The sequence below is a fragment of the Luteimonas suaedae genome, from assembly GCF_008312895.1.
Lineage (GTDB): Bacteria > Pseudomonadota > Gammaproteobacteria > Xanthomonadales > Xanthomonadaceae > Luteimonas > Luteimonas suaedae.
Genome location: NZ_VSSP01000001.1, coordinates 16,020 through 38,369, shown reverse-complemented (window position 1 = coordinate 38,369; position 22,350 = coordinate 16,020). Strand labels below are relative to the sequence as shown.

Sequence of the window (22,350 nt, the reverse complement as noted above, 5' to 3'; positions counted from 1 at the left end):
GCGCTTACATGGCCGGCAACGGCTTGCTTTTGCTCGTCATTCCCGCGAAGGCGGGAATGACGGTGCTCAAGTAAACGCCGTTCGTCCCTGACATCTTCTCAGGCTGGCATGCGGCCGCTTCGATCCGGAACCTGGCGCGGCCGGCGGCCAGACGTCTGGACCGTCAGCCGCGCTGGTGGTAACGCGCTTCCTGGGTGACGCCGCCGTAGCCATAGGCTGCCGCACGCACATCATGTACATGGATATAGCTTTCCTCGTGCAGGTTTCCAAGCAAGGCGGCCAGCCCGGCGAAGGCCTCGCGGATGAACGCCGCCTTCTCGTCCTTGGTATTGGTTTCGTCAGTGATCCTTACGTCGAAATAGACGCTGCTCTTGCGCTGCTCGGCGAGGCTGCGTCCGCCGGCGTACCAATCCTCGGGGGCGACGAAATCGATGGCGATGGCGGTCACCGCCGGGTCCTTGCGCAGAACGCGCGCGGTCAGGTCCTGCAGCAGCGACGCTATCGCCTTCGACAGCGCCTGCGAGCGCACCGCGGCGACCTTGACATTGAGAATGGGCATATCGGCACTCCTTATTAGTTAGTTAGACAACTATATGGGCATGATTCAGCCCAGCATTTCGCGTACCTGCCGCATCTGCGCAACGACGTCGCCGAAGCGCCGTTCCCCCAGCGTCTTCTGCAGGCGGCGGGTAACGGCCGCGCTGGCGCGGTTGAGATCGTTGGCGATCGCCAGCGCGGCGGCTGTGGGGTGGATTTCCAGCTCGCGGCCGTCGTTGCCAGAACTGCGGCGCTCGATCAGCTCCCGCTGTTGCAGCCCGTCCAGCAGCCGGGTCGCGGTGGGCCGGGTGATGGTCAGGGCGTCGGCCAGTTCGCGCTGCAACTGTCCCGGTTGTGCGATCACCGCACGCAGCAGGAATGCCTGCGGGGGGCTCAGGCCGAATGGAATGAATGCCTGCGTCCAGACGCGCTCGAGCATCCGCGACAAGGCGGCGGTATTGAAGTACAGGCAGCGATCGAACATGCGGTAGAGACTAACGCCATTTAGTTAGCTATGCAACTGTATCGAGCACGGATTCGTGTAAAGATTCCAGGCACAATTCGCCGGCCGGAGACGCCCCGCCAGCCGGTCAAGTCAACTTGCTTACAGAGGCCTACGCCTGGAACCGGCAGGTGGATGGATCCTCAGCACGAGATCAGAAATTGCCCTGACGCCCTTCCCCCACTCCCACAATGACCATGACAACCAACATCTCCGGGGTTCGCTACGTATCGCCATACGCGGTGCCGCAGGCGCACCTGCTGAAAGTGGCCCGCCAGATCTTCAGCGATACCTTTTCCCAATTGTATGAAGAAGATGCCTTCCGCGACTTCTGCGATCGGACATGGGCAGAGGATGGGCCCATGGCCAAGGATCTTGCCGATGCATCCGTCAGTTGGCGCATAGCCACGGTGGACGACGTGCCCATTGGATATGCCAAACTGACTCCGCTGCGCGCACCCGCACAAGACGCGCGTGCAGGCGCGCTGGAACTCCAGCAGATCTACGTCCTCAGCCAGTGGCAAGGAAAGGGCGTCGCAGAAGCACTCATGGGCTGGGCGATGGCATCCGCCCGCGCGCAGGACGCGCCCGAGCTCTACCTGACGGTGTTCGATCACAACGAACGGGCCAAGCGCTTCTATGCTCGCCACGGGTTCGAGGAGGTGGGCAGGTGCACGTTCAAGCTTGGCGACCGGTTGGACGACGACCGCATCTGGCGCAAGGTTCTCTAGCGACCGTCATCCGGGCCGAAACGCGCTCAGCTGGTTCGATCCATGCCAGCCCCAGCAGCGGCACCCAGAACAGCTGCCGCTTCAGGAAGAAGCGCAGCAGCGGGATGCGCCGATTGAAGACCTTCTGCAACACCACGATATCCACCCAGCTCTGGTGGTTGGCCAGCACGAGGTAGTGGCCATCCTTCTGCAGCGCCACATCCTCCTGCACATGGACGCGCGTGCGCAGGAAGCGGTCCAGCATCCAGCTGTTCACCCCGATCCAGCTTTCCGCCAACCCGGTGAGCACCGGATTGCTGATCTTGCGCAGGCGACCGAACGGCAGCAACGCCTTGACCAACGCCATCGCCAGCAGAGGCACGACGTGCAACACGGTGTTGGCCGCAAGCAGCAGGTCACTCGGGATCTCCGTAAAACCAAGAAACCCTACTGGGTAGTCTGCGCCGACTGCGTAATGCTCACATCCACGTCCAGGGTCTCGTCGCCGCCGCCGCGGCGCATGCCGCGCACGGGGGCGGCGTCACGGTAGTCGCGGCCGCAGGCCACGCGCACGTAGTGCTCGTCGGGCGAGACCCGATTGGCCGGGTCGAAACCCACCCAGCCCAGCCCGTCCACGAATAGCTCGGCCCAGGCATGGCTGGCCGCCGGAAAGCCGGCTTCCATCGGGCACAGGTAACCACTGACGTACCGGGCCGGGTAACCCAGGTGGCGGGCAGCCGCGATCAGCACCTGGGCGTGATCCTGGCAGACGCCGGTGCCGACCTCGAAGGCCTCGGCGGCGCTGGTGCACGCGTCCGAGGTGCCGCTGACGTAGTCCACCTTGTCGCGCACGGCATTGGCCAGGCAGTGCAGGCGCTCCAGCGCCTCGCCCTCGCCCGCCGCGGCGTCGGCCAGGGCGATGATGCCCGGCGACGGCAGGGTCAGCGGCGTGGGCTTGAGGAAGAACATCGGCGGCAGTCCGCCGGCATCGTCGCCGTGCACGCCGCTGCGGTCGTTGGTGCGCACCTGGGCATGCACCGCCAGGTGTAGGTCGCTCACCTGGCGATCAATGGCGTGGGTGGCCACCGGGTTGCCGAAGCCGTCCACGCCCGTGGGCGGCAGCGCCTTGCCGTTCACCTCGACACGCCAGTACTTCACCCGCTGGCTTTCGCTGGGGGCCGGCCACAGGCGCAGGGCCTGCACCACCAGCCAGGCGGGCTGGCCATAGTGGTAGCGCGTGTCGTGGGTGATGGTGAGCAGCATCAGAACAAGTGTCCCTTGGCGATCTCGGCGCCCAGGTCGCGGGTGCGGTCGATCATGTCGGTGAGGTATTCGTGCAGGCCATCTTCGATGACCTGGTCGATGCTGGCGAAGCGCAGCTGCGCGTACATCACGTGCGCCTGGCGGCGGGCGACGGCGGCCAGCTGCGGATCCTGCGCCTGGATGGCATCCAGGTGCTGGGTGATCTGCTCGAAGCAAAACGCCAGCGAGCGCGGAAATACCGTGCGCGAGATCAGCAGCTCGGCCACGTGCGCGGGCTGCACCCGGCCCTTGAACAGGACCCGGTAGGCGCGTCGGGCGCCGACCACCCGCAGGATCGCCAGCCATTGGTAGTAGTCCACCACGCCGCCGACGTCGGCTACCTCGGGCAGTTGCACGTGGTACTTCACGTCCAGCAGGCGCGCGGTGTTGTCGGCACGCTCGAGGAACTGACCGGTGCGGATGAAGTGGTAGCTGTCGCGCCGCAGCATGCCGTTCGAGCAGACACCGTGGAAGAGCCCCACGCGCGCCTTCACCCAGTCCAGGAACTCAGCCAGGCGGTCGGCATCCAACGGTCCCTGGGTGAAGTCGGCGAGTTCCAGCGAGGTCTGGTTCACCGCATCCCACATCTCGGTGGTTAGCGATGTACGCACCGCGCGGGCGTTGCGGCGGGCGGTTTCGATGCAGTTGACGATCGACGATGGATTGGCGCGCTCAAAGGCCAGGAAGCGGATCACGCTGGCTTCGTCGGCCGGCTCGACCGTGGCCTCGAAGCTCTCCGCGCAGCCGGACGCGACGATGGCGGACTCCCATTCGCTGCTGCGGTTGGTGTCCACGCGCACGGCATTCATGTGCTCCGCCACCTGCAGCAGGCGCGCCACGTAGTCGGCCCGCTCCATGTAGCGGGCCAGCCAGAACAGGCCGTCGGCGGTACGCGCGAGCATCATTCCTCCAGCACCCAGGTGTCCTTGGTGCCGCCGCCCTGCGACGAATTCACCACTAGCGAGCCGTCGCGCAGCGCCACCCGGGTCAGCCCGCCCGGCACCACGCGCACCTTGTCGCTGCCCGACAGCACGAACGGCCGCAGGTCGACGTGCCGCGGCGCCACGCCGGATTCGACGAAAGTGGGCACGGTGGACAGCGCCAGCGTCGGCTGGGCGATGTAGGTCTCGGGCTTCGCCTTCAGCAGCGCCCGGAAATCCTCCAGCTCCTGCTTGCTCGCATGCGGGCCGACCAGCATCCCGTAGCCGCCGGAGCCGTGCACTGCCTTCACCACCAGTTCGTCCAGGTGCTCGAGCACGTACTTGAGCTCGTCGGGCTTGCTGCAGTCGTGGGTGGGCACGTTCGACAGCAGCGGCTCCTCGCCCAGGTAGAAGCGGATCATCTCCGGCACATGCATGTACACGGCCTTGTCGTCGGCGATGCCCGCGCCCACGGCATTGGTGATGGTGAGGTTGCCGGCGCGGTTGGCGAAATGCAGCCCGGCGGCACCCAGGGCCGACTCGGGGCGGAACACTAGCGGATCGAGGTAGTCGTCGTCGATGCGCCGGTAGATGACGTCCACGCGCTCCAGCCCGGCGGTGGTGCGCATGTAGCACACGTCGTTGCGCACCAGCAGATCGGCGCCTTCGACCAGGTCGATGCCCATCTCGTCGGCCAGGAAGGCGTGCTCGTAGTAGGCGCTGTTGTGGGTGCCGGGCGTCAGCAGCACCACGGTGGGCTCGCCGTGGCAATTGGGCGGCGCCACCGAGCGCAGGGTCTCCAGCAGCTCGTCGGCATAGTGCGCCACTGGCGCCACCCGGGCCTGGCGGAACAGGCCCGGGAACAGGCGCTGCATCACCTCGCGGTTCTCCACCATGTACGACACGCCCGAGGGCGTGCGGCAGTTGTCCTCGAGCACGTAGTAGTCGTCCGGCCCGGTGCGCACCATGTCGATGCCGGAGATGTGCGAATAGACGCGACCCGGCAGATCCAGGCCGTTCATTTCCGGCCGGAATTCGGCGTTGTGCAGGATCAGCCGCTCGGGGATGCGGCCGGCGCGGATGATGTCGCGGTCGTGGTAGACATCGTGCAGGAAGGCGTTGAGCGCCTTCGCCCGCTGCTCCAGCCCCTGTCGAAGCCGCCGCCACTCGGCCTGGGCCAGCACGCGGGGGATCAGGTCGAAGGGGATCAGCCGCTCGGCGTCGCCGCCTTCGGTATAGACGGCGAACGTGATGCCAATGCGCCGGAACAGAACCTCGGCTTCGCGACGCTTGAGCCCCAGTTGCTCCGCCGTGGCCGACTTCAACCAGGCGTCGATCAGCGAATATGGCGGCCGGATGGCGTCTGGCCAGCCCATTTCGTCGAAGATGAATGGTGTGCCGGGCATCAGGATCCTGCGAGAACGTAAGACACACCGTGACCTGCGCGCCATAAAGAAGGGATGAAAGGGGGATCGAGGGAATCCCCTACTTCCAAGCGGGGTAGCGGTCGATGGCCGCATCCGCGCCTATGCGACACAGAAAGCGCTGGGCGACGCCCGATTCCAGCGCATGGTGGAGAAGGCCTTTGAACAGGCCGGTCGCAGTCAGGCCGGGCGACCGGCCGCAGCATGGCCTTGGCGAGGATGCGAGAGTCGGTCAGTTCCCTCCATCCCTTTTGGCCTGGCGGCGATCGGCGTTGGCGAGGTCGGCGATCGGTGAAAGCAGTTCGCGGTCGAACGGAGCGATCACGGCACCGGTGCGCACCCGCTGCGGCCAGTCGGAATGGGTCAGCGCGCCGCGCCCGAGGGTGACCGCGTCCGCCTCGCCACGCGCGAGCATGCCGGCGGCCTGGGCGGGATCGTGCAACGAACCGTTGGCCAGCACCGGTATCGGCGCGTGCTGCTTCGCCAACGCCGCCAGGCTGGGGCCTTCGCCGAAGGCGGGTTGCCATGCCTCGAACTCGGTGACGTGCAGGTAGTCGACCGGCAACCGGCCGAGCGTTCCGAAGATGACGGCCGCGGCGTCTTCGCCCCCGCTCCACTTGTGGTCGAAGTCGTTGACCTTGCCCTGCGAGATGCGCACGCCCACCACGAAATCCGCACCGACCGCCGCACGCACCGCCTGCGCCACCTCCACCGTCAATCGCAGCCGGTCGCGCACGTCGCCGCCGTAGCCGTCGTCGCGCAGGTTGACCCCCTCGGCGAGGAACTGGTCGAGCAGGTAGCCGTTGGCGCCGTGGATCTCGACACCGTCGAAGCCGGCTTCGCGGGCCCGCGCCGCGGCGTCGGCGAAGCCGCGCACCGCATTGGCGATCTCGTCCTCCGTCATCGCCTGCGGCAACGGGTATTCACCGTCGCCACGGTAGAAGGCCAGCTGCCGGCCCTTGGGCCGCACCGCCGACGGGCCGCGGGTGCCGGCGCGGAAGCGGTTGCCCTGCGAGAGCGCGCCCGCGTGCATCAGCTGCGCGATCATGCGCGCGCCGTGCCGATGCACGTCCTCCACCACCGGCCGCCAGGCCTCGCGCTGCGAGTGGTCGGCGAGGCCCGGCTGGAACAGGTAGCCCTGGGCATGGGCCTGGTCGGTGTAGATGCCTTCGCTGACCACCAGGCCGAACCCGCCCGCGGCGAAGGCGCGGTAGTAGTCCGCCATGCGCGCGGTCGCGTGGCCATCCGCCGAGGCGCTCACGCGGGTCATCGGCGCCACCGCCGTGCGGTTGCGCAGCGCCAGGCCGCCGAGAGCGAGCGGCGCGAACAGCGGTGCGACGCTTGAATCCGGCTGCAGCGGATGTCCGTCCGCTGCCATGTCAGCGGCTCCCGGCGGGATCGACGGCGGCGATCGCCTCAATCTCGATCATCGCGGCCGGGTCGTAGAGCGCCTTGATCTCGGCGATGGTGTCGGCCGGATACGGCTCGGAGAAGAACGTCCGGCGCAGTTCCACCACGTCCTGGAAGTGGCCCATGTCGGTCACGAAGATAGTCACCTTGATCACCTGGTCCAGGCTGGAGCCGCCGGCCTCCAGCGCCCGGCGGAGGTTGGCGAAGGCCTGCTCGCCCTGGGCGCGGAAGCCGCCAGGAACGATCCGGCCGTCGTCGCCGGCGCCGGCCTGGCCGGAGACGAACAGCAGGTTGCCGTAGCGGATGCCCTGCGACAGCAGGTAGGGAGCGTAGTGGTCGGGCTGGGTGACGACGCGTTCGCGCATGATCGGTTCCTCGGTTCGATGAAAGGGAATCTGGATTCATCTCGAATCCCGGCTTGCATCCATGTTGATGCCAAATTTCCCCGTCGACAAACGCGAAATCGTCAGCTATAAGATGAGCTCACCTCATCCCTATCCCGATGCGCCGACGCCTGCCCCTGTCCGCCCTGCGCGCGTTCGAAGCGGCCGCCCGCCACGGCAGCTTCAAGCACGCCGCGCGCGAATTGGCGGTCACGCCGACCGCGGTCAGCCACCAGATCCGCGCGCTCGAGGCGCTCACCGGCATGCCGCTGTTCGGGCGGCAGGCGCGCAAGGTGGCGCTGACCGAGGCCGGCGCGCAGCTGTACCCGGTGCTGCGCGCCGGCTTCGATGCATTCGAGGCCGCACTCGAGCGCCTGGCGCGAACCCGGCGCCGGGCCCGGGTGACGATCTCGGCCACCAGCGCCTTCACCACGAAGTGGCTGGTACCACGGGCGGCGGGCTTCCATCGCCTGCACCCCGGCATCGATCTGCAACTGCACGCGTCGGACGAGCCCGTGGACCTGGCCGGCAGCGAGGTGGACATCGCCATCCGCTACGGGCGCGGCCCGTACCCGGGGCTCGTGGCAGAAGCCATGTTCACCGACTGGTTCGCGCCGGTGGCCAATCCCGCGCTCGGCATCGCGTCACCTGCGGACCTCGACAAGGCGCCGTTGATCCATTTCGAGTGGCGGCGCCCATTACCGCTCAACCCCACCTGGCAGGTCTGGTTCGCGCAGGCCGGGCGGTTCGCCGCCGAATCCGCCGCGCAACTGCGGTTCTCGGACGAGGGGCATGCGATCCAGGCGGCGGTGGCCGGCCAGGGTATCGCGCTGCTGAGCCTGGCGCTGGTGCGCGAGGAACTGTCCGCCGGCCATCTGGTGCAGCCGTTCGGCCCATCGATCGCCGGCCACACCTATCACTTGGTGATGCCCGAAGGCGGTGCACGCGACCCGGCCGCAGCGGCCGCCGCGGAGTGGCTGCGCGCCGAGGCGATCAAGGCAGACGGCGGGAATTCAGGAGCTCCCGCCTCTTGACTACGTGCCATCCGTACCGGCACCTTTCCGCGGCACCTTTCCCCAGTGCGATGACCTCAGCCCTCGTTGCGGATCTGCTCCGCCTGTTGCTGTGCCAGTTCACGCACACGTGCAGCGGCTTCGGGAAGCCCCTGCGCCTCCAGCCTCTGGGCGATACCTTCCCCGGCCTCGATGGCGGCGCTGGCGCGATCCTCAGGACTGTTGCTCGCGGCGAAGGTACGGGACCCGAGCTCGATCTCCGCCTGCGCGGCCGTCTCGAATTCCGTACTGGCGCCATTCGCGGCCTGGTTGTAGAGATGCTGATCAGAACCGCTGACGTTCGGTTCCCCATTCGCGACACGCGCGCTGTGGGATGCGGATGCTTCCTTTGCTTCGATCCAGGCCTGCGCCGTCTCATCCGTCGTCTGCGCAAGTCCGGCGGCGTGAGATGAGGCCTGGTTGTAGAACTTCTGATCGGAACCATCGACGTTTGGCTCCCCGTTCGCAACGCTCTCGCTATGCGCCTGCGCGGCCTCTTCTGCCCGGGTCTGCGGATCCTGGGCTGCAGGCACGAAGACCACCTCGCCCGGATAGATCAGATCGGGATTGCGTTCCGCATACTGGGGATTGTTCGCCAGCAGCTCCTCCACGCTCGCGTATCCGTTCTCCTGCGCGATCTTGGTCAGGTTGTCGCCCGGCTTCACCTCGTAGGCCGTCGTGCCTGCGGGGGCTTGGGTCGTTCCGGCCCGGAGTTCGTCCAAAGTCACCAATGCGGAATCCCGAAAGCTTGGACCGGAATAGGGAATATCGCCGCTCATGGCGCAATCCTTACGTTATGGACAGTGGGAATCGCAGCATAGGCGCGGCGGCACCGGCATCACCACTAGGGGTCGACCCTAGGTTACCCAACGTCAACTTCCTGACTGCGCACCCGCCCGCGCAGCCCACCACCGCCATACGCAGCTGCCGTGTAGGCGCGCCCACGCACGCGATACCGGCGACGTCTACGGTCCTGGTCATCGGCGGTCCCGCCGCGAACCGGAAGGCGCGCCGGTAGACGGAATCGCATGGCGGCACCATGCCCGCGGCATCGCGCGCATGGCGCGCTCCTACGGAACTCCGGCCGCATGCCTGGGGCGCCCGGCTGATGCCTTGCCGGCTGATGCCATGCATGTTCCTCCGCTCGCGCTCAGAACACCGACAGCCCCGTCATCCGGGTGAAGCGGTGCAACGCATAGCGCCCGAGCAGCGAGTTGCCCTTCTCGTCCAGCCCGGGCGACCACACGCACAGGCCCATCACATGCGGCACCACCGCGGCGATGCCGCCGCCCACCCCGCTCTTGGCGGGCAGCCCGACGTAGTAGGCGAAGTCACCCGCGGCGTCGTAGGTGCCGGCGGTCATCATCACCGAATTGATGCGCGTGGCGCCCTCGGCGGTGGTCACCTGCACGCCCGACGCTCCGCAATGACCACCATCGGCCAGGTACTGCACGCTGCGCGCCAGGTCCACGCAGTCCATGCACAACGAACACTGCAGGTAGTAGAAGTCCAGGACATCCTGCACGTCGTTGTCCAGGTTGTCGTAGCTGCGGATGAAGTTGGCCATGGCCACGTTGCGGTGGCCGCTCTCGCGCTCGGATTTGGCGACCGCTTCGTCCGTGCCCACTTCCGGGTTGCCCGAGCGCGCACGCATGAACGCCAGCAGCGTGGCCTCCGCGTCGTCGAAGTTGGACAGGATCACGTCGGCGCAGATCAAGGCACCGGCATTCATGAAGGGATTGCGCGGGATGCCCTTCTCGTGCTCCAGCTGGATCAGCGAGTTGAACGGGTCGCCGGAGGGCTCGCGATCCACCCGCCTCCACAGCCCGTCACCGACCGCTTCCAGCGCCAGCGTCAACGTATGCACCTTGGACAGGCTCTGGATCGAGAAACGCTCGCGCGAATGCCCCACCTCGTGGATCTTGCCGTCCAGCAAGGCCAGGGCCATGCCGAAGCGGTCCTTGGGCACGTCGGCCAGCGAGGGGATGTAGTCGGCCACCTCGCCTTCGCCGAAACGCTGACGTACCTCCTCGTTGATGGTGCCGAGGATATCGTCCAGGTCATGCCGGCTGAGGTCGTGTGGATTCGGCGGGGGCTTGCGCATGCGGGCTCCGTAGGCGGTGCAGGTGCGCCTACCGTATGCGGCGACGCGTAAGCGTCGCGTCAGGCGCCGTGGCCCATCGGACGCCGGGCTCCAAGACCACGCGTCGTCCATGATCCTCGGCCGGCGGACCGTGCCTCAGGCGCGAGCGGGCGACAGCCGCCGTCGTAGGAGCGCGCCATGCGCGCGATGCCGGCGGCGTGTCCGGTCCCGGTCATCGGCGGTCTCGCCACGGGCCGGAATGCACGTCGGTGACCGGAATCCGTTGGCGGCGAGATGCCCGCGGCATCGCGCGCGTGGCGCGCTCCTACGGGGGCAGGATGATCACCTCAGTGTCGTCCATGATCCTCGGATCGTCAGGGTCACCGCCGCCGAAGCTGGCGGTGGATGGTTCGCTCCGTTCCTTTCGGTTCTGCCACCTCCATCGCGACGATCCGGACCCTCATCGCCGTCCCGCCGCGCAGATCGTCATGTTCGGAATGCGCACGCTGCCATCACTGATCACGTACGGCCGCAGTCTTTCGGCGAGTCTCTGCCGATACTCCGCCCGCTGCCCGGACGACCTGTCGAGGAACAAGGCGGAAATGTCCGGCGACACGTCCAGGATGTATTGCGTGCACGCTTCGGCGGATGCCCACTCCAGGGTCAGCCGGATCTCTTCGGCGCGTACATCCGCGAACCCGGCGTGAATCATCGCCTGCTTCAATGCGCCCTCCGCTGATCCAGGCAGCGAAGGCGCTTGTGGTGGTGGCGCTGGCAGATCGAACATGTCCCGGGCGACAGCCGTCGCAAGGCTCGCCAACGGGCGGCTGTCGGCCCCTGTGCCCCACACAGCCGTGGCGAACACGCCATCGGTGGCCAGCGCGCGGCGTATCGTCGCCAAGGCGTCCGGCGGATTCGGCAGAGACGTCACGCCCCATCGGCAGAGGATCGCATCGAAGCTGCCGTCCGGGAAATCCAACCACCCCGCATCGGCCTGCCTGAACTCCACGTTCGCCAGCCCCGCCATCGCCGCCCTTTCCCGGGCGATATCGAGCATCCGGGATGAAATGTCCGTCGCGACGACCCGTCCCGCAGGTCCGACACGGCTTGCCGCCAGCAACGCGGGCTCGCCAATCCCCGTTGCGATGTCGAGCACTCGCTGTCCCGGTTCCACCTCCGCCAACTCCACCATCCGTTCGCTGACGCAGTGCGCCGCGTCCTCGATCGTGCGCCACCACTTCTGCCAACCGGCGGCAACCCGATCCCACTGTTGGCGCTGGCTTTCCTCATCGGGCGTCGGGACATGGGAGGGAGTGTTCATGGGTTCGATTCCTAAAAAAACCTGGAAACTTCAACTGCGACGATTGTCACCATTTCCGATTTCTGACCGCGCCTGGCGACACATTATCCGGTTCGACTGCGTGCTAGGTTTTTCGAGCGACGTGCCGCCCCCAGGGCCGATTCGCTAGCACCTTCCTGTTCGCAACCTTTCCGGGAGTTTGTTCATGAACAAGTTCATTATGAAGGCACGCCTCGTCTGCACCCCGATCGCATTGGCGGCCGCAATGCTGGCAGGCTCCGCCTTTGCCGCAGAGATCGATCCCGCATTGAAATCCGCGCTGCAGCGCGATCTGGGCCTGTCAGGGACACAGCTCGCCGAGTACCTCAAGGCCGAGCGGGTCGCCGCACAGCACGAGGCAGCCATCCAGAGGCAGTTGGGTCGCCACTTCGCCGGCAGCTGGATCGAGCGCAAGGCCGACGGCAGCCACGGTTTTGTCGTCGGCACCACGTTGTCGACGGTCAAGGCCCCGGCTGGCGTCGAGGTTCGCCATCAGCGCCACAGCCTCGCCTCGCTCAACAATGCCAAGGGGCGGCTCGACCAGATACTGGCGCAGGGCGCCAAGGTGCCCAGGGGCGTGTACGGCTGGTACGTCGACCTGCCGACCAACAGTGTCGTGGTCAGCATCGGCCATGGCGGCGAGGAAGCCGCCATCGACTTCGTCGCCGTCAGCGGCCTCGATGTCGAGACGGTGCGCTTCGAAACCGTCGACGAACAGCCCAGACTGCACATGGACGTGCTGGGCGGCTACGGCATTCTTCGCGCCCCGGGGGACGGCTATCTCTATGCCTGCTCGGTCGGTTTCTCGGTCACCCAGAGCGGCAGCCCCGGCTTCGCGACCGCCGGCCACTGCGGCGACACTGGCGAAGTCGTCTACCACGAACCCTCGCAGTGGACGTTGGGCGTGAGGCTCGGCTCCTATGCCGCGTCCAACTTCCCGTCGCCAGGCCAGACCGGTCCCGACTACGCATGGGTCCGCCTTGACAGCGGCCACACGCCCCGGCCGGTGGTCGAGGGCTACACCAGCAGCGACGTGACCGTGCGAGGCAACACCGAAGCCGCCGTGGGCGCGGCGGTGTGCCGCTCGGGCCGCACCACCCAGTGGCGCTGCGGCACGATCGAAGCCAAGAACCAAACCGTCAACTACTCGAGCGGCGAGACGGTCCTGAACCTGACCCGCACCACCGCGTGCTCGGAAAGCGGCGATTCCGGTGGCTCCTTCATCACCGGGGTTGGTCAGGCACAGGGCGTACTCTCGGGCGGAAGCGGCGGTTGCAGGGGGGCCATCAGGCGCAGCCGGAGCTTCTTCCAACCGCTCAATCCGATCCTGCAGACCTACAACCTGACGCTACTGACCGCTCAGTGATACTGCGCCAACGGACAAGAAAACGCCCCGGTTGGCCGGGGCGTTTTTTCTGGTCCGCCGTGTCCGTCCTCCGCGGTGTCCGCGGCCTGGAGCGGACGCGATGCCCCGCTCGGCCGCTCATCGCAATGGTGTCAGGCAAATGGGGTGGCTGCCTCCGCGCCATAGGGTTGGTACAGTTGTTCAACCGAATGACCAGAAGCCTCATCAACCGCCATGACAATGGATCATCTTCGTCGCAGCGTCCTGCAGAAGCTGGTGGCTTCGGCCGTAGTCGTGCCGATGCTGTCGCCCTATCGCGCACTCGCCGGTGCGGATCCCGCCAGCACCGGCAGCCACCGGGGCGCGACGTTGCGCGTCGCGCTCATGGGACTGGGCAGCTATGCCGCCCGGGTGGCGGAAGCCATGCAGTCCTGCAAACGCGCCAAAGTCACCGGGCTCATCAGTGGAACGCCTTCCAAACTGCAGGAATGGGGAAGCAAGTTCCGCGTGCCGGAAAAAAGCCGGTACAACTATGAAAACTTCGACCGCATCAAGGACGATCCGGACATCGATGCGGTCTACATCATCACCCCCAATGCACTTCATCGCGACCAGGCGATCCGCGTCGCCAGGGCGGGAAAGCATGTCATCTGTGAAAAGCCGATGGCGATCAACGCCAAGGAAGGGCAGGACATGGTCGACGCCTGCGCCGAGGCCGGCGTGAAGCTGCTGGTGGGCTATCGGATGCATTTCGAGCCCAAGACGCTGGAAGTGGTCCGCATGCGCAAGGCAGGCGATTTCGGAAAGATCCTGTTCTTCCAGGGCCAGTGCGGCTTCCGCATCGGCGATCCCGACCAATGGCGGCTCGACAGGGCGCTGGCAGGCGGCGGGGCATTGATGGATATCGGCATCTACGCCGTCAACGGCGCCCGCTACATGGTGGGCGAAGAGCCGATATGGGTGACCGCGCAGCCAACCAAGACCGACCCGGTCAAGTTCAAGGAAGGGGTGGACGAAACCATCCAGTTCCAGCTGGGTTTCCCCAGCGGAGCGGTGGCGTCCTGCCTGTCCACCTACCAGATGAACCATCTGGACCGCTTTTTCATGACCGGCGAACAGGGATTCGCCGAACTGCAGCCCGCCACGGGCTATGGCCCCATCCAGGGCCGTACCCACGAAGGCGAACTCGAGCAGCCGCATGCCACGCACCAGACGATCCAGATGGACGAGATGGCCGGCATCCTGCTCGACGGGAATACGCCCGTGGTCCCTGTCGATGGCGAAGAAGGCTTGAAAGACCTGAAAATCATCGATGCCATCTATGCCGCCTGCGACACCGGCGGCAGACACGACCTGCGCCTGGGCTGAAGGGAAGAATCCAAAGAAAGGTGCCGGGGCCTGAGGTTTTCGCAGCCTATCTTCCCCCTTTGAAAAAGGGGGATTGAGGGGGGCGAAAGCCGCCGCTTGCAAGCCGCAGGCTTGCGGCGGCTTGAGCGCCCTCGCGCGCTGCGCGAGGGCCGGGAATCGCGTAGCGATTTGCTGTTGCTGTTGCTTGGTCGGGCACCGAGCACCCCCTTTTTTTCAAAGAGGGGAAGCAGCCAGCCGTTGAATTGATTGCAGGAAAACAGGGGAAACCTCAGTGCCGGGGAGCCCTGACACTTTTTTTCCATGACGAAGCGTCCAGCCGCGTCCCTACCGGCGACTGGCTTCACCCGGCAAGTGAATTCGGCCAGTGTGCGTAGGTGGACTCAGCCCGCCTTACGAATCCCACAATACCCGCCGAATCAACAGCGGCCCGCCTACAGGAACGGAACCAGAGGCACATCATCCGGAAGCGGCCCGGGCAGGTCGATATCCGGCAGCGCATTGTCGAGGGTCGGCAATGGCGCCACCACCCATTCCACGCCCGGCGGCATCCAGGATTGCTCCGTGGCCCGCTCCCACAAGCGTTGCGCCTGCGTCCCGAACTCCAGGCTGGGCCCGAACGGCGTGAATGCGAGCACGCCGTTGTCTCTTACGTACTGTTCGCCGGTCGAAAGTAGGATGTCGGGCACGTCACCCGGATCCAGCTCCCCGACCGTGATCAGGGACTGGTCGATGCCCTCCTGGCTCAACACGTCGTTGATGTCCGGCGTACCCGCGATCACCAGAAGATCCTGCACAGGCAAGTCGTACAGACCAGAATCGACATAGGCCGCGGGATGGGTTTCGAAGGCGAACCGGCGAAATGCCTCCGGATCGTGCTCGAGTTCGGCGAATCCCTCGGGATCGTTGATCCGCTTGTCCTCGATGGCCTGCTGCAGCGCCAGCAGCGTCCTGTCGCGCCACGCCAGGCCTTCGTCCGAAAGATCCCTGCCGTCCAGCGAGCTGAACCGGTCGGCGTACTTCTGGCCGTAATCGAGGTAGTAGTCGGGCGGTTGCACGCCTGGATTACGGGCGACGAAGTCGTCGTACCGCTGCTGGTAGTAATCAGGCGTCCCCGGTTCCACCGGCGCAGGCGGCGCACTGGGCGTCGGAATGTAGGGCGTGTGCTGGATCCCATCGATCAACATGGCCAGTCTCCGCGGTGCCGACCGCAGCATACCCGGCCGTGCTGCGCGTGAAATCTAGGGATATTCCTAGATTCGCCATCACCCGAAATCCCCCGATAACGCAACAGGAATGAATCCGTAGCGCGCTGCGAATGACTTCGGCGGGATGCCGGAGCATGACTGGCGGATCGCCGCCCAACCCGTCGGCGGCCTTTTCAGCGAGGTCATCCGCCATGACGCCATCATCGATTCGCCCCCTGCGCCGGCGCTGGTCCGCAGTCGCCTGCATCTGCCTATCGCTGTCCGCCATGTCCGCCGCGGCTTCGGAGTTCGTCCCCACGGGGGAGCTGATCCACGGCCGCGACATGGGCATGGCCGCGACCCTGCCCGACGGCCGGGTCCTGGTGGCCGGCGGGATCGGGATCGACGCGCAAGGCGTGGGCTACACCCTGCACGAGGCGGAGCTCTACGACCCCGCTGCCGGCGCCTTCGCCCGCACCGGTGACATGCGGCAGGGCCGCGACGGCAACGCCACCCACACCGTGCTGGCGGACGGACGCGTGCTGTTCGCCGGCGGCACGTCGGAGAGTGTCGACGGCCATCGCGCCCTGCTGGCCAGCGCCGAAATCTACGACCCCGCGACCGGGCGCTTCGAACGCACGGCCTCCGACATGACCAGTCCGAGGATGTACCACACCGCCACCCTGCTCGACGACGGGCGGGTGCTGATCGCGGGCGGCTGGGGGCCGGACGACCGCCTGGCCAGCGCCGAGGTCTTCGACCCGTCCAGTGGCCGCTTCTCGCCGGTGGGCGACATGACGGTCGACCGCAACGCCCATACCGCCACCCGCCTGGCCGACGGCCGGGTGCTGATCGCGGGCGGGCTGACCACGGACGAGCCGTACGAGCTGGCCTCGGCGGAACTGTTCGACCCCGCCACCGGCACCTTCACCGCCACCGGCAGCCTGGCCGCGCCACGCTTCATGGCCACCGCCAGCCTGCTCCCGGATGGGCGGGTGCTGGTCGCCGGCGGCCTGGACAACGGCGAATGGCGCCCGCTCGGCGAACTCTACGACCCGGCAACCGGCGGCTTCTCCGTCACCGGGTCGCTGAACATGGCACGCCACGACCACGGCCAGTTGCCCCTGCCGGACGGTCGCGTGCTGCTGGTGGCGGGCAACGGCGACGAGCCGCTCGCCAGCGCGGAGCTGTACGACGCGCAGACCGGCCGTTTCTCCCACGTCGCCGACATGGCCATCGGACGTGCGCGCCCTGCCACCGCCCTGCTGCAGGACGGCCGCGTGCTCGTCGCCGGCGGCGTGCGCCCCTGGGAGGCGCCGATGGCCATCGCCGAACTGTTCGTGCCGAGTTCCGGGCCCACCCCCGACCTGGCGGTCAGGATGCAGGTGTCGCGCCCGCAGGTCGCACCGGGAACGCACTTCCATTACGCACTGACGGTCGACAACCTAGGCGCCGTGGCCGCCGAAGACACAGCGCTCGACATCGAGCTCTCGCCCCATCTCGCGATAGGCGCCATCCAGGTGCTGCACGAGCCGCGCGACACGGCGCCGTGGGAGTGCGCGCGGGAGGGCACGTCGATCACCTGCACGCCGCGCGACGGCCAGCTGCGGCCGGGACACGACCCGCGCAGGCCGTCCGTGGCGCTCCGGATCGACGTGCAGGCGCCCGACGCGCCTACCGAAGATCCGCTTCCCGCGACCGCCGTCGCCAGCAGCAGCAACGGCGACGGCGACCTGGGCAACAACACCGCCACGACCGAGATCCGGGTCGACACCAGGCCCTCGCCGCATCCGATGCCCCGACGCTGAGTCGTAAGGTCCCAGCCAGGTAGACACCCCGGAAGTAGAGCCTCCTGGCAGCTTTTCATAGCCAGGAGCTCACACCCCTTTTTCAAAGGGGGGAGGCAGCCAAGCCGTTGAATTGATTGCAGGAGAACAGGGAAAACTTTAGGCCCTGCCCCCTTTTCTACCCCCGTTGTCGATTCCCTGCCCTTTCGCCCGTCGTGATGTCGGGGGCTGGTCGCCGGCGCGGACCGCCGGTCCCGTCATGTACGGAAGGTTCGCGCCCGAGCGACAGGAGAATACGCATGATGCTCCGGAACAAGATCGCCGCGATCTACGGCGCCGGCGGCTCGCTGGGCGGCGCCGTTGCCCGCGCCCTCGCGCGCGAGGGCGCCAGGTTGATGCTGAGCGGCCGCAACCTCGATCCCGTGGAGAGCGTCGCCGCGGAAATTCGCGCCGCGGGCGGCGACGCGCAGGCTGCCCGGGTGGATGCGCTCGACCGGGATGCCGTCGGTGCACACGTCGACGGTATCGTCCGCCGCCATGGCGCGCTCGACATCTCGTTCAACGCCATCGGCCTGCAGGACACGCAGGACATTGCATTGGTCGACATGGACCTCGAGGACTTCTTGCGTCCGGTCCGTATCGCGATGCAATCGCACTTCATCACCGCAACCGCAGCCGGCCGCCGCATGAAGATGCAAGGCAGCGGCGTGATCCTGTCGCTGACGGCGACGCCGGGCGGCATCGGCTACCCCAATGTCGGGGGCTTCGGACCGGCCTGCTGCGCCATCGAAAGCCTGTCCCGCGACCTTGCCAGCGAACTGGGACCACACGGGGTGCGCGTCGTGAACATCCGCTCCGCCGGCTCGCCGGACTCGCGCGTATTCCGCGAAGCCGTCGAGCAAGGCGGCGACCGCGCCGCCGGGTTCATCGACAAGCTGCGGGACGACACCATGCTCAAGGCGCTGCCGGCAATGGACGACATCGCCAACGCCGCCGTGTTCCTCGCCTCCGGGATGGCCGCCCGGATCACCGGCGTCACCCTGGATGTGACTTGCGGCACCACCAGCGCGCTCAACTACAAGGTCACGCCGATCGCGTTCGTGAACCGCGGCGGGACGGACGGCGATTAGTTGCCTCCTCCTTCTGCCCCGTGTTGGCCTTTGAACGAGGCGGAGATCCAGTGCCCGCTTCGCACTCGTTTCCGGTCAGACCATCGCCAACTGGCTGATCTTACGAAGAAAACGTGGGGAAACCTCAGGGTCAGGTTCACTTCCCTTACTGCTATGCGAGCCATCCAACAAGTGAACCTCACCCCGTTTTGCCGCCGTTTTGCCGTTTGCAGGCGTTAAACGATGCAGATATACGCGCCGCAGTAGGCGAGGTACTGCCAAGTACCGGCCTCGCATTGCCACACGTGCCAGCCATCGGGCTCGAGGGTGTGGCCGAACTGCCCCTCCCACTGGCAGGGTTGAGCAGGTTGAGCAACTGCACTGGCGGCGCCCAACATGAGGCAGAGACCCATCGCTGCCGCGAACTTGCTGATCTGTCGCTTCATTGCTGTTCTCCTGAACGTCGAGGGTGTCGACAGCGCCTTCACGGTTGCCGCCAGGACGCCGCCCCTCACGAGGGCGACGGCCGGCGCTATCGGAGACTACTAGAGGATCGTCAGGGTAATGACCCCTCTGACGTCGGAGAGCCCTTCTGGCGAGTTGCATACGGTGGCGAAATCCACAGCTTGGCCACCTAGCAATGGCGTCAATACATAGGTTGCGATCGCCGAACGGCCAGTGTAGCGCCCCTGGACGATAGTGCCGTTGAACGTGACGACAATATTGCCCTCTTGAAGCACGGAGTTACTTTGATAGCGGAAGACACTCGAACTGGCGGGGGCGAGATTCCAGTTGAATGTGCGAAAGTCGGGGCCGCCGCCGCCAAAGAGCGTGTTACACGACAGGACACGACTAGCCGTCGCTTGCGATGATCCGCTGAATGAAATTAGCGGCAGCAACTGCACGCAACTGAACAAATTGTCGCTCAAGCCGACGACCACCGACTGCTCGGTACTGGTCAGTCCGGGCGAGAAGGTCAGCCGGCTGGTTCCGGTGCACTGTGTGGGCCCTCCCTCGGGGGGCGACCCCGCTGCGTAGCCGGGTGATGGAACGAAAGACAGCGCCAGAAGCGCAGCAGTCAATACGAAGGATGCGCCGCCCCATGCATGTCGCTCAAATAGCTTCAGGTTCATGATGTGTCTCCATTTTAAGCATCGACGAACGAACAAGGAACTGCATGGCCGTCCAGGCCGTTATGGCTTCCTTTGCTTGCTCCAAAGCCCCGAGGTGAAATGCCGATAGCCTTCTCATGCATCTCCCAGGGACGGATCTGCTGACAACGCGTGAGTTGCTTGGTGCGCACCTCGCTGTCCCACGAGGAATTGGCCCAGCGCATGCGCGTCGTAGGCGTTCTCCCAGTGCTCAACGACAAGGCCATTGCGGAAGCGCCACAGACCGCAGAAAGGCATCGCGGCGTCTTGACCGTCAAGATGCGCCCGCAGGATGCCCAGCACCGCTCCGAAATGATCGTTGGCGATAATGTCCTGGACGTCCATGGCGAGCGTGTTGCCCGTCATGGCGATCAGTTCGAGCTCCTTGGCATGCACGGCTTTCTTCCCGATTACGTGCACCGGCCGTCCCTGGATCTCCCGATCCGCGGTATGCAGTACGACGTCGTTCGCGCAATACGCATCAATGCAGCTCAGATCGGCATAGATAGCGCGCAATGTTTCGATGTTTGGATGTGCACGAGTGGCCATAACTCCTCCGTCAGATCACGGTGGCTATTCACCTCTCCGGCCGCCAGACCGGTGGCTTGGCGCGATTGACCGCGACATCGATGTCAGCCATATCGGATTCGCTTAGCTCGATGTCGATAGCACGCATGTTCTGTTCGAGGTGTTCAATCGACGTGGTTCCCGGAATCAGAACCGTGGCCGGCGAGTGATGCAGCAACCAGGAAAGGGCAAGTTGCGATGCCGTCGCACCGTATTGCCGGGCGATAGGCGCGAGGACGTTGTCCGGCCCGACCAAGCCGCCGTGGCCTAACGGAAACCAGGGAATGAAGGCGATATCGTGCTCCTCGGCGTGGCGGAGTGTGTCCTCGTCCGCGCGATCGGCGATGTTGTAGAGGTTCTCGATGGCGACGACATTGGCGTGGGCACGGGCGCGAATCAGCTCATCGATGGTGACGCCAGGCTGGCCCGACAGCCCGATATGCCGGATCTTGCCTTGCTCTTGCAAGCGGACGAGTTCGCCCATCTGGTCGGCAAGTGGGACGGCTGGATCGATGCTGTGCAACTGATAGAGACCGATACACTCCAGCCCCAGATTGCGCAGACTCATCTCGACTTGTTGACGAAGATATTCTGGCCGGCCCAACGGCATGATATAGGGCGCACCTTCGCCGTGGATCCAGTCCTTTGGTCCGGACCTCAACAACCCGCCCTTGGTGCAGATGACGAGGTCATCTGGGTAGGGGTGCAAAGCGCGGCGGATTATCCTCTCGTTGTTGCCCGGGCCATAAGAGTCTGCGGTATCGATGAAGTTGACGCCCAGTTCTACGGCTCTGCGTAGCACGCCGATGGCCGCCTGCGGGTCGAGCGGATCGCCCCACATTCCGGGACCTGTCAAATGCATGGCACCGAAACCGAGGCGGTTGACCGTCAGGTCACCTCCGATGGTCAGACGGGGATTGATCTCTACTTGCAGCGCATTCATGCGATCGTATCCTTCGTGGTTGTAAGCGGCGCGTGGGTTACGCCAGGCGGCGCGGCGTTGATCCAGGCGCCCAGGGTGATCTCTGCCGTAATGCCTGGCCCGAAACCGGCGACGAGGCCTCGCGCACCCTCGCGAACGCCTGCGAGAAACTGACGGCGAAACGCGTCCAACACCACAGCCGAAGCGATATTTCCGTACTCGGCCAGGGTGGCGCGGCTGTGAGCGAACTTGGCGGGGTCTACCCCCAGGTAACGCGACAGGTCGTCCAGAATGCGCGGGCCGCCGGCGTGGATGATGTAGAAGTCCAGCGAGGCCGCGTCCCACCCGTATTCGGCCGTCACGGAGCGCAATTCTGGGGCCAGTTGCTTCATCGTGCCGGGAACCCTGCGATCAAGCAGGAAATGAAAACCTGTGGACTTGACCGCATAGCAGATCCAGTTCTCCGTACCCGTCACCAGCCGCGATCCGTTCCGGGTCAGGCGCATGCCGGCCCCGCCTTCGCCGCGGACGACGGCTGCCGCCACGGCATCGCCGAACAAACCATTGGAAAGCAGGTTTCCGACGCCCACGTCGGTGGGCTGGTAGCACAATGAGCAGAACTCGCACGCGACAATAAGGACGTTGGAACCCGGGTGCGCCATGCAGAAATCGTGGGCGCGATTGATCGCCGCCCCTCCCGCAGCGCAGCCAAGCTGCGCTATCGGTAGCTGGCGCGTGTCGTTGCGAAACCCGAGGTTGTTGATCATCCACGCCGTGAGCGGAGGCATCATGAAGCCCGTGCACGAGACGTAGACGATCGCGTCTATGTCCTTGATGCTTACGCATGCATTGGCCAGCGCGCTGAAAACGACGGCGGGCACGCGCGCCTTGGCTTCGCGCACATAAATCAGGTTGCGCTGCTCGAAACCTGGATGCCGCAACGTTTCCTCGATCGGCTGCACCAGATGACGTCGTTTCACGCCGGTGTTGGCGATCAGTCGGAGTGCGAGGGGTAGCTGCTCGTGATCGGCATGGAGGCGACTGGCCAGCGCCAATGTTTCCTCCATGCTCAAAACATGCTCGGGCACCGCTACCGAGGGGCAGCAAAGCGTTGGCGTTACCGCCTGCGCATGACGACCGCCGACCGGTTGAAAGTCTGAATACGGTCGGCTGCGATGCGCGGCGCTTGGCATCTTTCCTCCTTGATTCTCGAGCTGCGCGAGCTTCGGCAGCATGCGCGTCACAGCGACACGAA

General features: G+C 65.8%; 23 protein-coding genes. 6 read left to right on the top strand and 17 right to left on the bottom strand.

Translation table 11 applies throughout. The features are described from left to right. Positions 1 to 163 precede the first annotated feature (163 nt). Complete coding sequence (locus FXO19_RS00220) at positions 164 to 559, bottom strand: tautomerase family protein (RefSeq protein ID WP_149193060.1); 396 nt, start codon at positions 557 to 559, stop codon at positions 164 to 166. A 45-nt stretch (positions 560 to 604) separates the two neighbouring features. Then, the gene (locus tag FXO19_RS00215) at positions 605 to 1,021 is read right to left on the bottom strand and encodes a MarR family winged helix-turn-helix transcriptional regulator (protein WP_149193059.1); all 417 of its coding nucleotides are present in this window, start codon (positions 1,019 to 1,021) and stop codon (positions 605 to 607) included. A 215-nt stretch (positions 1,022 to 1,236) separates the two neighbouring features. On the opposite strand from FXO19_RS00215, the gene FXO19_RS00205 reads away from it, so the two are divergent. Continuing rightward, positions 1,237 to 1,770: a GNAT family N-acetyltransferase gene (locus FXO19_RS00205; RefSeq protein WP_149193058.1), complete on the top strand. Its 534-nt coding sequence runs from the start codon at positions 1,237 to 1,239 to the stop codon at positions 1,768 to 1,770. Here FXO19_RS00205 and FXO19_RS00200 read toward each other — a convergent pair. The 6 genes from FXO19_RS00200 to FXO19_RS00175 all read right to left on the bottom strand — a co-directional run bounded on the left by FXO19_RS00200 (position 1,718) and on the right by FXO19_RS00175 (position 7,170). Then, positions 1,718 to 2,143 carry a 1-acyl-sn-glycerol-3-phosphate acyltransferase gene (locus tag FXO19_RS00200; protein ID WP_255516173.1) on the bottom strand — a complete coding sequence of 142 codons (426 nt, stop codon included), beginning with the start codon at positions 2,141 to 2,143 and terminating at the stop codon, positions 1,718 to 1,720. The genes FXO19_RS00205 and FXO19_RS00200 overlap by 53 nt on opposite strands. Positions 2,144 to 2,196: 53 nt before the next feature. After that, positions 2,197 to 3,012, bottom strand: coding sequence for a transglutaminase family protein (locus FXO19_RS00195; RefSeq protein WP_149193057.1), 816 nt, complete (start codon positions 3,010 to 3,012; stop codon positions 2,197 to 2,199). Beyond that, positions 3,012 to 3,953 (bottom strand): alpha-E domain-containing protein, encoded by a 942-nt coding sequence (locus FXO19_RS00190; RefSeq protein ID WP_187775558.1) that lies wholly within the window; start codon positions 3,951 to 3,953, stop codon positions 3,012 to 3,014. Before FXO19_RS00190 ends, FXO19_RS00195 begins: the two co-directional genes overlap by 1 nt. Continuing rightward, on the bottom strand, positions 3,953 to 5,377 hold the full coding sequence (locus FXO19_RS00185; protein ID WP_187775557.1) for a circularly permuted type 2 ATP-grasp protein: 1,425 nt from the start codon (positions 5,375 to 5,377) through the stop codon (positions 3,953 to 3,955). Before FXO19_RS00185 ends, FXO19_RS00190 begins: the two co-directional genes overlap by 1 nt. A gap of 250 nt (positions 5,378 to 5,627) precedes the next feature. After that, positions 5,628 to 6,773 (bottom strand): oxidoreductase, encoded by a 1,146-nt coding sequence (locus FXO19_RS00180; RefSeq protein WP_149193054.1) that lies wholly within the window; start codon positions 6,771 to 6,773, stop codon positions 5,628 to 5,630. Between the two features lies 1 nt (position 6,774). Next, positions 6,775 to 7,170 carry a RidA family protein gene (locus FXO19_RS00175; RefSeq protein WP_149193053.1) on the bottom strand — a complete coding sequence of 132 codons (396 nt, stop codon included), beginning with the start codon at positions 7,168 to 7,170 and terminating at the stop codon, positions 6,775 to 6,777. Positions 7,171 to 7,307: 137 nt separating this feature from the next. On the opposite strand from FXO19_RS00175, the gene FXO19_RS00170 reads away from it, so the two are divergent. Further along, a complete protein-coding gene (locus FXO19_RS00170) occupies positions 7,308 to 8,222 on the top strand; it encodes a LysR substrate-binding domain-containing protein (RefSeq protein WP_149193052.1) in 915 nt (304 codons plus the stop codon). Between the two features lie 56 nt (positions 8,223 to 8,278). On the opposite strand, the gene FXO19_RS00165 is transcribed toward FXO19_RS00170, so the two are convergent. The 3 genes from FXO19_RS00165 to FXO19_RS00155 form a co-directional block, all read right to left on the bottom strand. After that, positions 8,279 to 9,019 carry a LysM peptidoglycan-binding domain-containing protein gene (locus tag FXO19_RS00165; protein WP_149193051.1) on the bottom strand — a complete coding sequence of 247 codons (741 nt, stop codon included), beginning with the start codon at positions 9,017 to 9,019 and terminating at the stop codon, positions 8,279 to 8,281. 371 nt (positions 9,020 to 9,390) lie between these two features. Next, complete coding sequence (locus FXO19_RS00160; protein ID WP_149193050.1) at positions 9,391 to 10,344, bottom strand: glutaminase; 954 nt, start codon at positions 10,342 to 10,344, stop codon at positions 9,391 to 9,393. A gap of 439 nt (positions 10,345 to 10,783) precedes the next feature. Then, positions 10,784 to 11,644 carry a class I SAM-dependent methyltransferase gene (locus tag FXO19_RS00155; RefSeq protein WP_149193049.1) on the bottom strand — a complete coding sequence of 287 codons (861 nt, stop codon included), beginning with the start codon at positions 11,642 to 11,644 and terminating at the stop codon, positions 10,784 to 10,786. 184 nt (positions 11,645 to 11,828) lie between these two features. Between FXO19_RS00155 and FXO19_RS00150 the strand changes: the two genes are divergently transcribed. Together FXO19_RS00150 and FXO19_RS00145 are read left to right on the top strand one after the other, a co-directional pair. Further along, positions 11,829 to 13,028, top strand: a complete 1,200-nt coding sequence (locus FXO19_RS00150) for a S1 family peptidase (protein WP_149193048.1) — start codon at positions 11,829 to 11,831, stop codon at positions 13,026 to 13,028. A gap of 213 nt (positions 13,029 to 13,241) precedes the next feature. Further along, the gene (locus FXO19_RS00145) at positions 13,242 to 14,375 is read left to right on the top strand and encodes a Gfo/Idh/MocA family protein (RefSeq protein WP_223115389.1); all 1,134 of its coding nucleotides are present in this window, start codon (positions 13,242 to 13,244) and stop codon (positions 14,373 to 14,375) included. Between the two features lie 431 nt (positions 14,376 to 14,806). On the opposite strand, the gene FXO19_RS00140 is transcribed toward FXO19_RS00145, so the two are convergent. Continuing rightward, positions 14,807 to 15,559 carry a hypothetical protein gene (locus tag FXO19_RS00140; protein ID WP_149193047.1) on the bottom strand — a complete coding sequence of 251 codons (753 nt, stop codon included), beginning with the start codon at positions 15,557 to 15,559 and terminating at the stop codon, positions 14,807 to 14,809. 287 nt (positions 15,560 to 15,846) lie between these two features. Between FXO19_RS00140 and FXO19_RS00135 the strand changes: the two genes are divergently transcribed. Together FXO19_RS00135 and FXO19_RS00130 are read left to right on the top strand one after the other, a co-directional pair. Next, positions 15,847 to 17,367 carry a Kelch repeat-containing protein gene (locus FXO19_RS00135; protein ID WP_187775556.1) on the top strand — a complete coding sequence of 507 codons (1,521 nt, stop codon included), beginning with the start codon at positions 15,847 to 15,849 and terminating at the stop codon, positions 17,365 to 17,367. 197 nt (positions 17,368 to 17,564) lie between these two features. After that, positions 17,565 to 18,476 (top strand): SDR family NAD(P)-dependent oxidoreductase, encoded by a 912-nt coding sequence (locus FXO19_RS00130; protein WP_317133779.1) that lies wholly within the window; start codon positions 17,565 to 17,567, stop codon positions 18,474 to 18,476. 215 nt (positions 18,477 to 18,691) lie between these two features. Here FXO19_RS00130 and FXO19_RS00125 read toward each other — a convergent pair whose 3' ends face one another. The 5 genes from FXO19_RS00125 to FXO19_RS00105 form a co-directional block, all read right to left on the bottom strand. Continuing rightward, positions 18,692 to 18,901, bottom strand: a complete 210-nt coding sequence (locus tag FXO19_RS00125; protein ID WP_149193045.1) for a hypothetical protein — start codon at positions 18,899 to 18,901, stop codon at positions 18,692 to 18,694. Between the two features lie 99 nt (positions 18,902 to 19,000). Then, the gene (locus FXO19_RS00120) at positions 19,001 to 19,588 is read right to left on the bottom strand and encodes a hypothetical protein (protein ID WP_149193044.1); all 588 of its coding nucleotides are present in this window, start codon (positions 19,586 to 19,588) and stop codon (positions 19,001 to 19,003) included. Positions 19,589 to 19,702: 114 nt separating this feature from the next. Next, the gene (locus FXO19_RS00115) at positions 19,703 to 20,155 is read right to left on the bottom strand and encodes a nuclear transport factor 2 family protein (RefSeq protein WP_149193043.1); all 453 of its coding nucleotides are present in this window, start codon (positions 20,153 to 20,155) and stop codon (positions 19,703 to 19,705) included. Positions 20,156 to 20,183: 28 nt separating this feature from the next. Continuing rightward, the gene (locus FXO19_RS00110; RefSeq protein ID WP_149193042.1) at positions 20,184 to 21,116 is read right to left on the bottom strand and encodes an aldo/keto reductase; all 933 of its coding nucleotides are present in this window, start codon (positions 21,114 to 21,116) and stop codon (positions 20,184 to 20,186) included. Further along, positions 21,113 to 22,330, bottom strand: coding sequence for a type III polyketide synthase (locus FXO19_RS00105; RefSeq protein WP_305067710.1), 1,218 nt, complete (start codon positions 22,328 to 22,330; stop codon positions 21,113 to 21,115). Before FXO19_RS00105 ends, FXO19_RS00110 begins: the two co-directional genes overlap by 4 nt. Positions 22,331 to 22,350 lie beyond the last annotated feature (20 nt).

What these genes read in the sequence shown, in the direction of transcription:
- FXO19_RS00220 (WP_149193060.1), bottom strand. Translation starts at nt 559, where the DNA reads ATGCCCATTCTCAATGTCAAGGTCGCCGCGGTGCGCTCGCAGGCGCTG.
- FXO19_RS00215 (WP_149193059.1), bottom strand. Translation starts at nt 1,021, where the DNA reads ATGTTCGATCGCTGCCTGTACTTCAATACCGCCGCCTTGTCGCGGATG.
- FXO19_RS00205 (WP_149193058.1), top strand. Translation starts at nt 1,237, where the DNA reads ATGACAACCAACATCTCCGGGGTTCGCTACGTATCGCCATACGCGGTG.
- FXO19_RS00195 (WP_149193057.1), bottom strand. Translation starts at nt 3,012, where the DNA reads ATGCTGCTCACCATCACCCACGACACGCGCTACCACTATGGCCAGCCC.
- FXO19_RS00190 (WP_187775558.1), bottom strand. Translation starts at nt 3,953, where the DNA reads ATGCTCGCGCGTACCGCCGACGGCCTGTTCTGGCTGGCCCGCTACATG.
- FXO19_RS00185 (WP_187775557.1), bottom strand. Translation starts at nt 5,377, where the DNA reads ATGCCCGGCACACCATTCATCTTCGACGAAATGGGCTGGCCAGACGCC.
- FXO19_RS00180 (WP_149193054.1), bottom strand. Translation starts at nt 6,773, where the DNA reads ATGGCAGCGGACGGACATCCGCTGCAGCCGGATTCAAGCGTCGCACCG.
- FXO19_RS00175 (WP_149193053.1), bottom strand. Translation starts at nt 7,170, where the DNA reads ATGCGCGAACGCGTCGTCACCCAGCCCGACCACTACGCTCCCTACCTG.
- FXO19_RS00170 (WP_149193052.1), top strand. Translation starts at nt 7,308, where the DNA reads ATGCGCCGACGCCTGCCCCTGTCCGCCCTGCGCGCGTTCGAAGCGGCC.
- FXO19_RS00165 (WP_149193051.1), bottom strand. Translation starts at nt 9,019, where the DNA reads ATGAGCGGCGATATTCCCTATTCCGGTCCAAGCTTTCGGGATTCCGCA.
- FXO19_RS00160 (WP_149193050.1), bottom strand. Translation starts at nt 10,344, where the DNA reads ATGCGCAAGCCCCCGCCGAATCCACACGACCTCAGCCGGCATGACCTG.
- FXO19_RS00155 (WP_149193049.1), bottom strand. Translation starts at nt 11,644, where the DNA reads ATGAACACTCCCTCCCATGTCCCGACGCCCGATGAGGAAAGCCAGCGC.
- FXO19_RS00150 (WP_149193048.1), top strand. Translation starts at nt 11,829, where the DNA reads ATGAACAAGTTCATTATGAAGGCACGCCTCGTCTGCACCCCGATCGCA.
- FXO19_RS00145 (WP_223115389.1), top strand. Translation starts at nt 13,242, where the DNA reads ATGACAATGGATCATCTTCGTCGCAGCGTCCTGCAGAAGCTGGTGGCT.
- FXO19_RS00140 (WP_149193047.1), bottom strand. Translation starts at nt 15,559, where the DNA reads ATGTTGATCGATGGGATCCAGCACACGCCCTACATTCCGACGCCCAGT.
- FXO19_RS00135 (WP_187775556.1), top strand. Translation starts at nt 15,847, where the DNA reads ATGTCCGCCGCGGCTTCGGAGTTCGTCCCCACGGGGGAGCTGATCCAC.
- FXO19_RS00130 (WP_317133779.1), top strand. Translation starts at nt 17,565, where the DNA reads ATGTCGGGGGCTGGTCGCCGGCGCGGACCGCCGGTCCCGTCATGTACG.
- FXO19_RS00125 (WP_149193045.1), bottom strand. Translation starts at nt 18,901, where the DNA reads ATGAAGCGACAGATCAGCAAGTTCGCGGCAGCGATGGGTCTCTGCCTC.
- FXO19_RS00120 (WP_149193044.1), bottom strand. Translation starts at nt 19,588, where the DNA reads ATGAACCTGAAGCTATTTGAGCGACATGCATGGGGCGGCGCATCCTTC.
- FXO19_RS00115 (WP_149193043.1), bottom strand. Translation starts at nt 20,155, where the DNA reads ATGGCCACTCGTGCACATCCAAACATCGAAACATTGCGCGCTATCTAT.
- FXO19_RS00110 (WP_149193042.1), bottom strand. Translation starts at nt 21,116, where the DNA reads ATGAATGCGCTGCAAGTAGAGATCAATCCCCGTCTGACCATCGGAGGT.
- FXO19_RS00105 (WP_305067710.1), bottom strand. Translation starts at nt 22,330, where the DNA reads ATGCTGCCGAAGCTCGCGCAGCTCGAGAATCAAGGAGGAAAGATGCCA.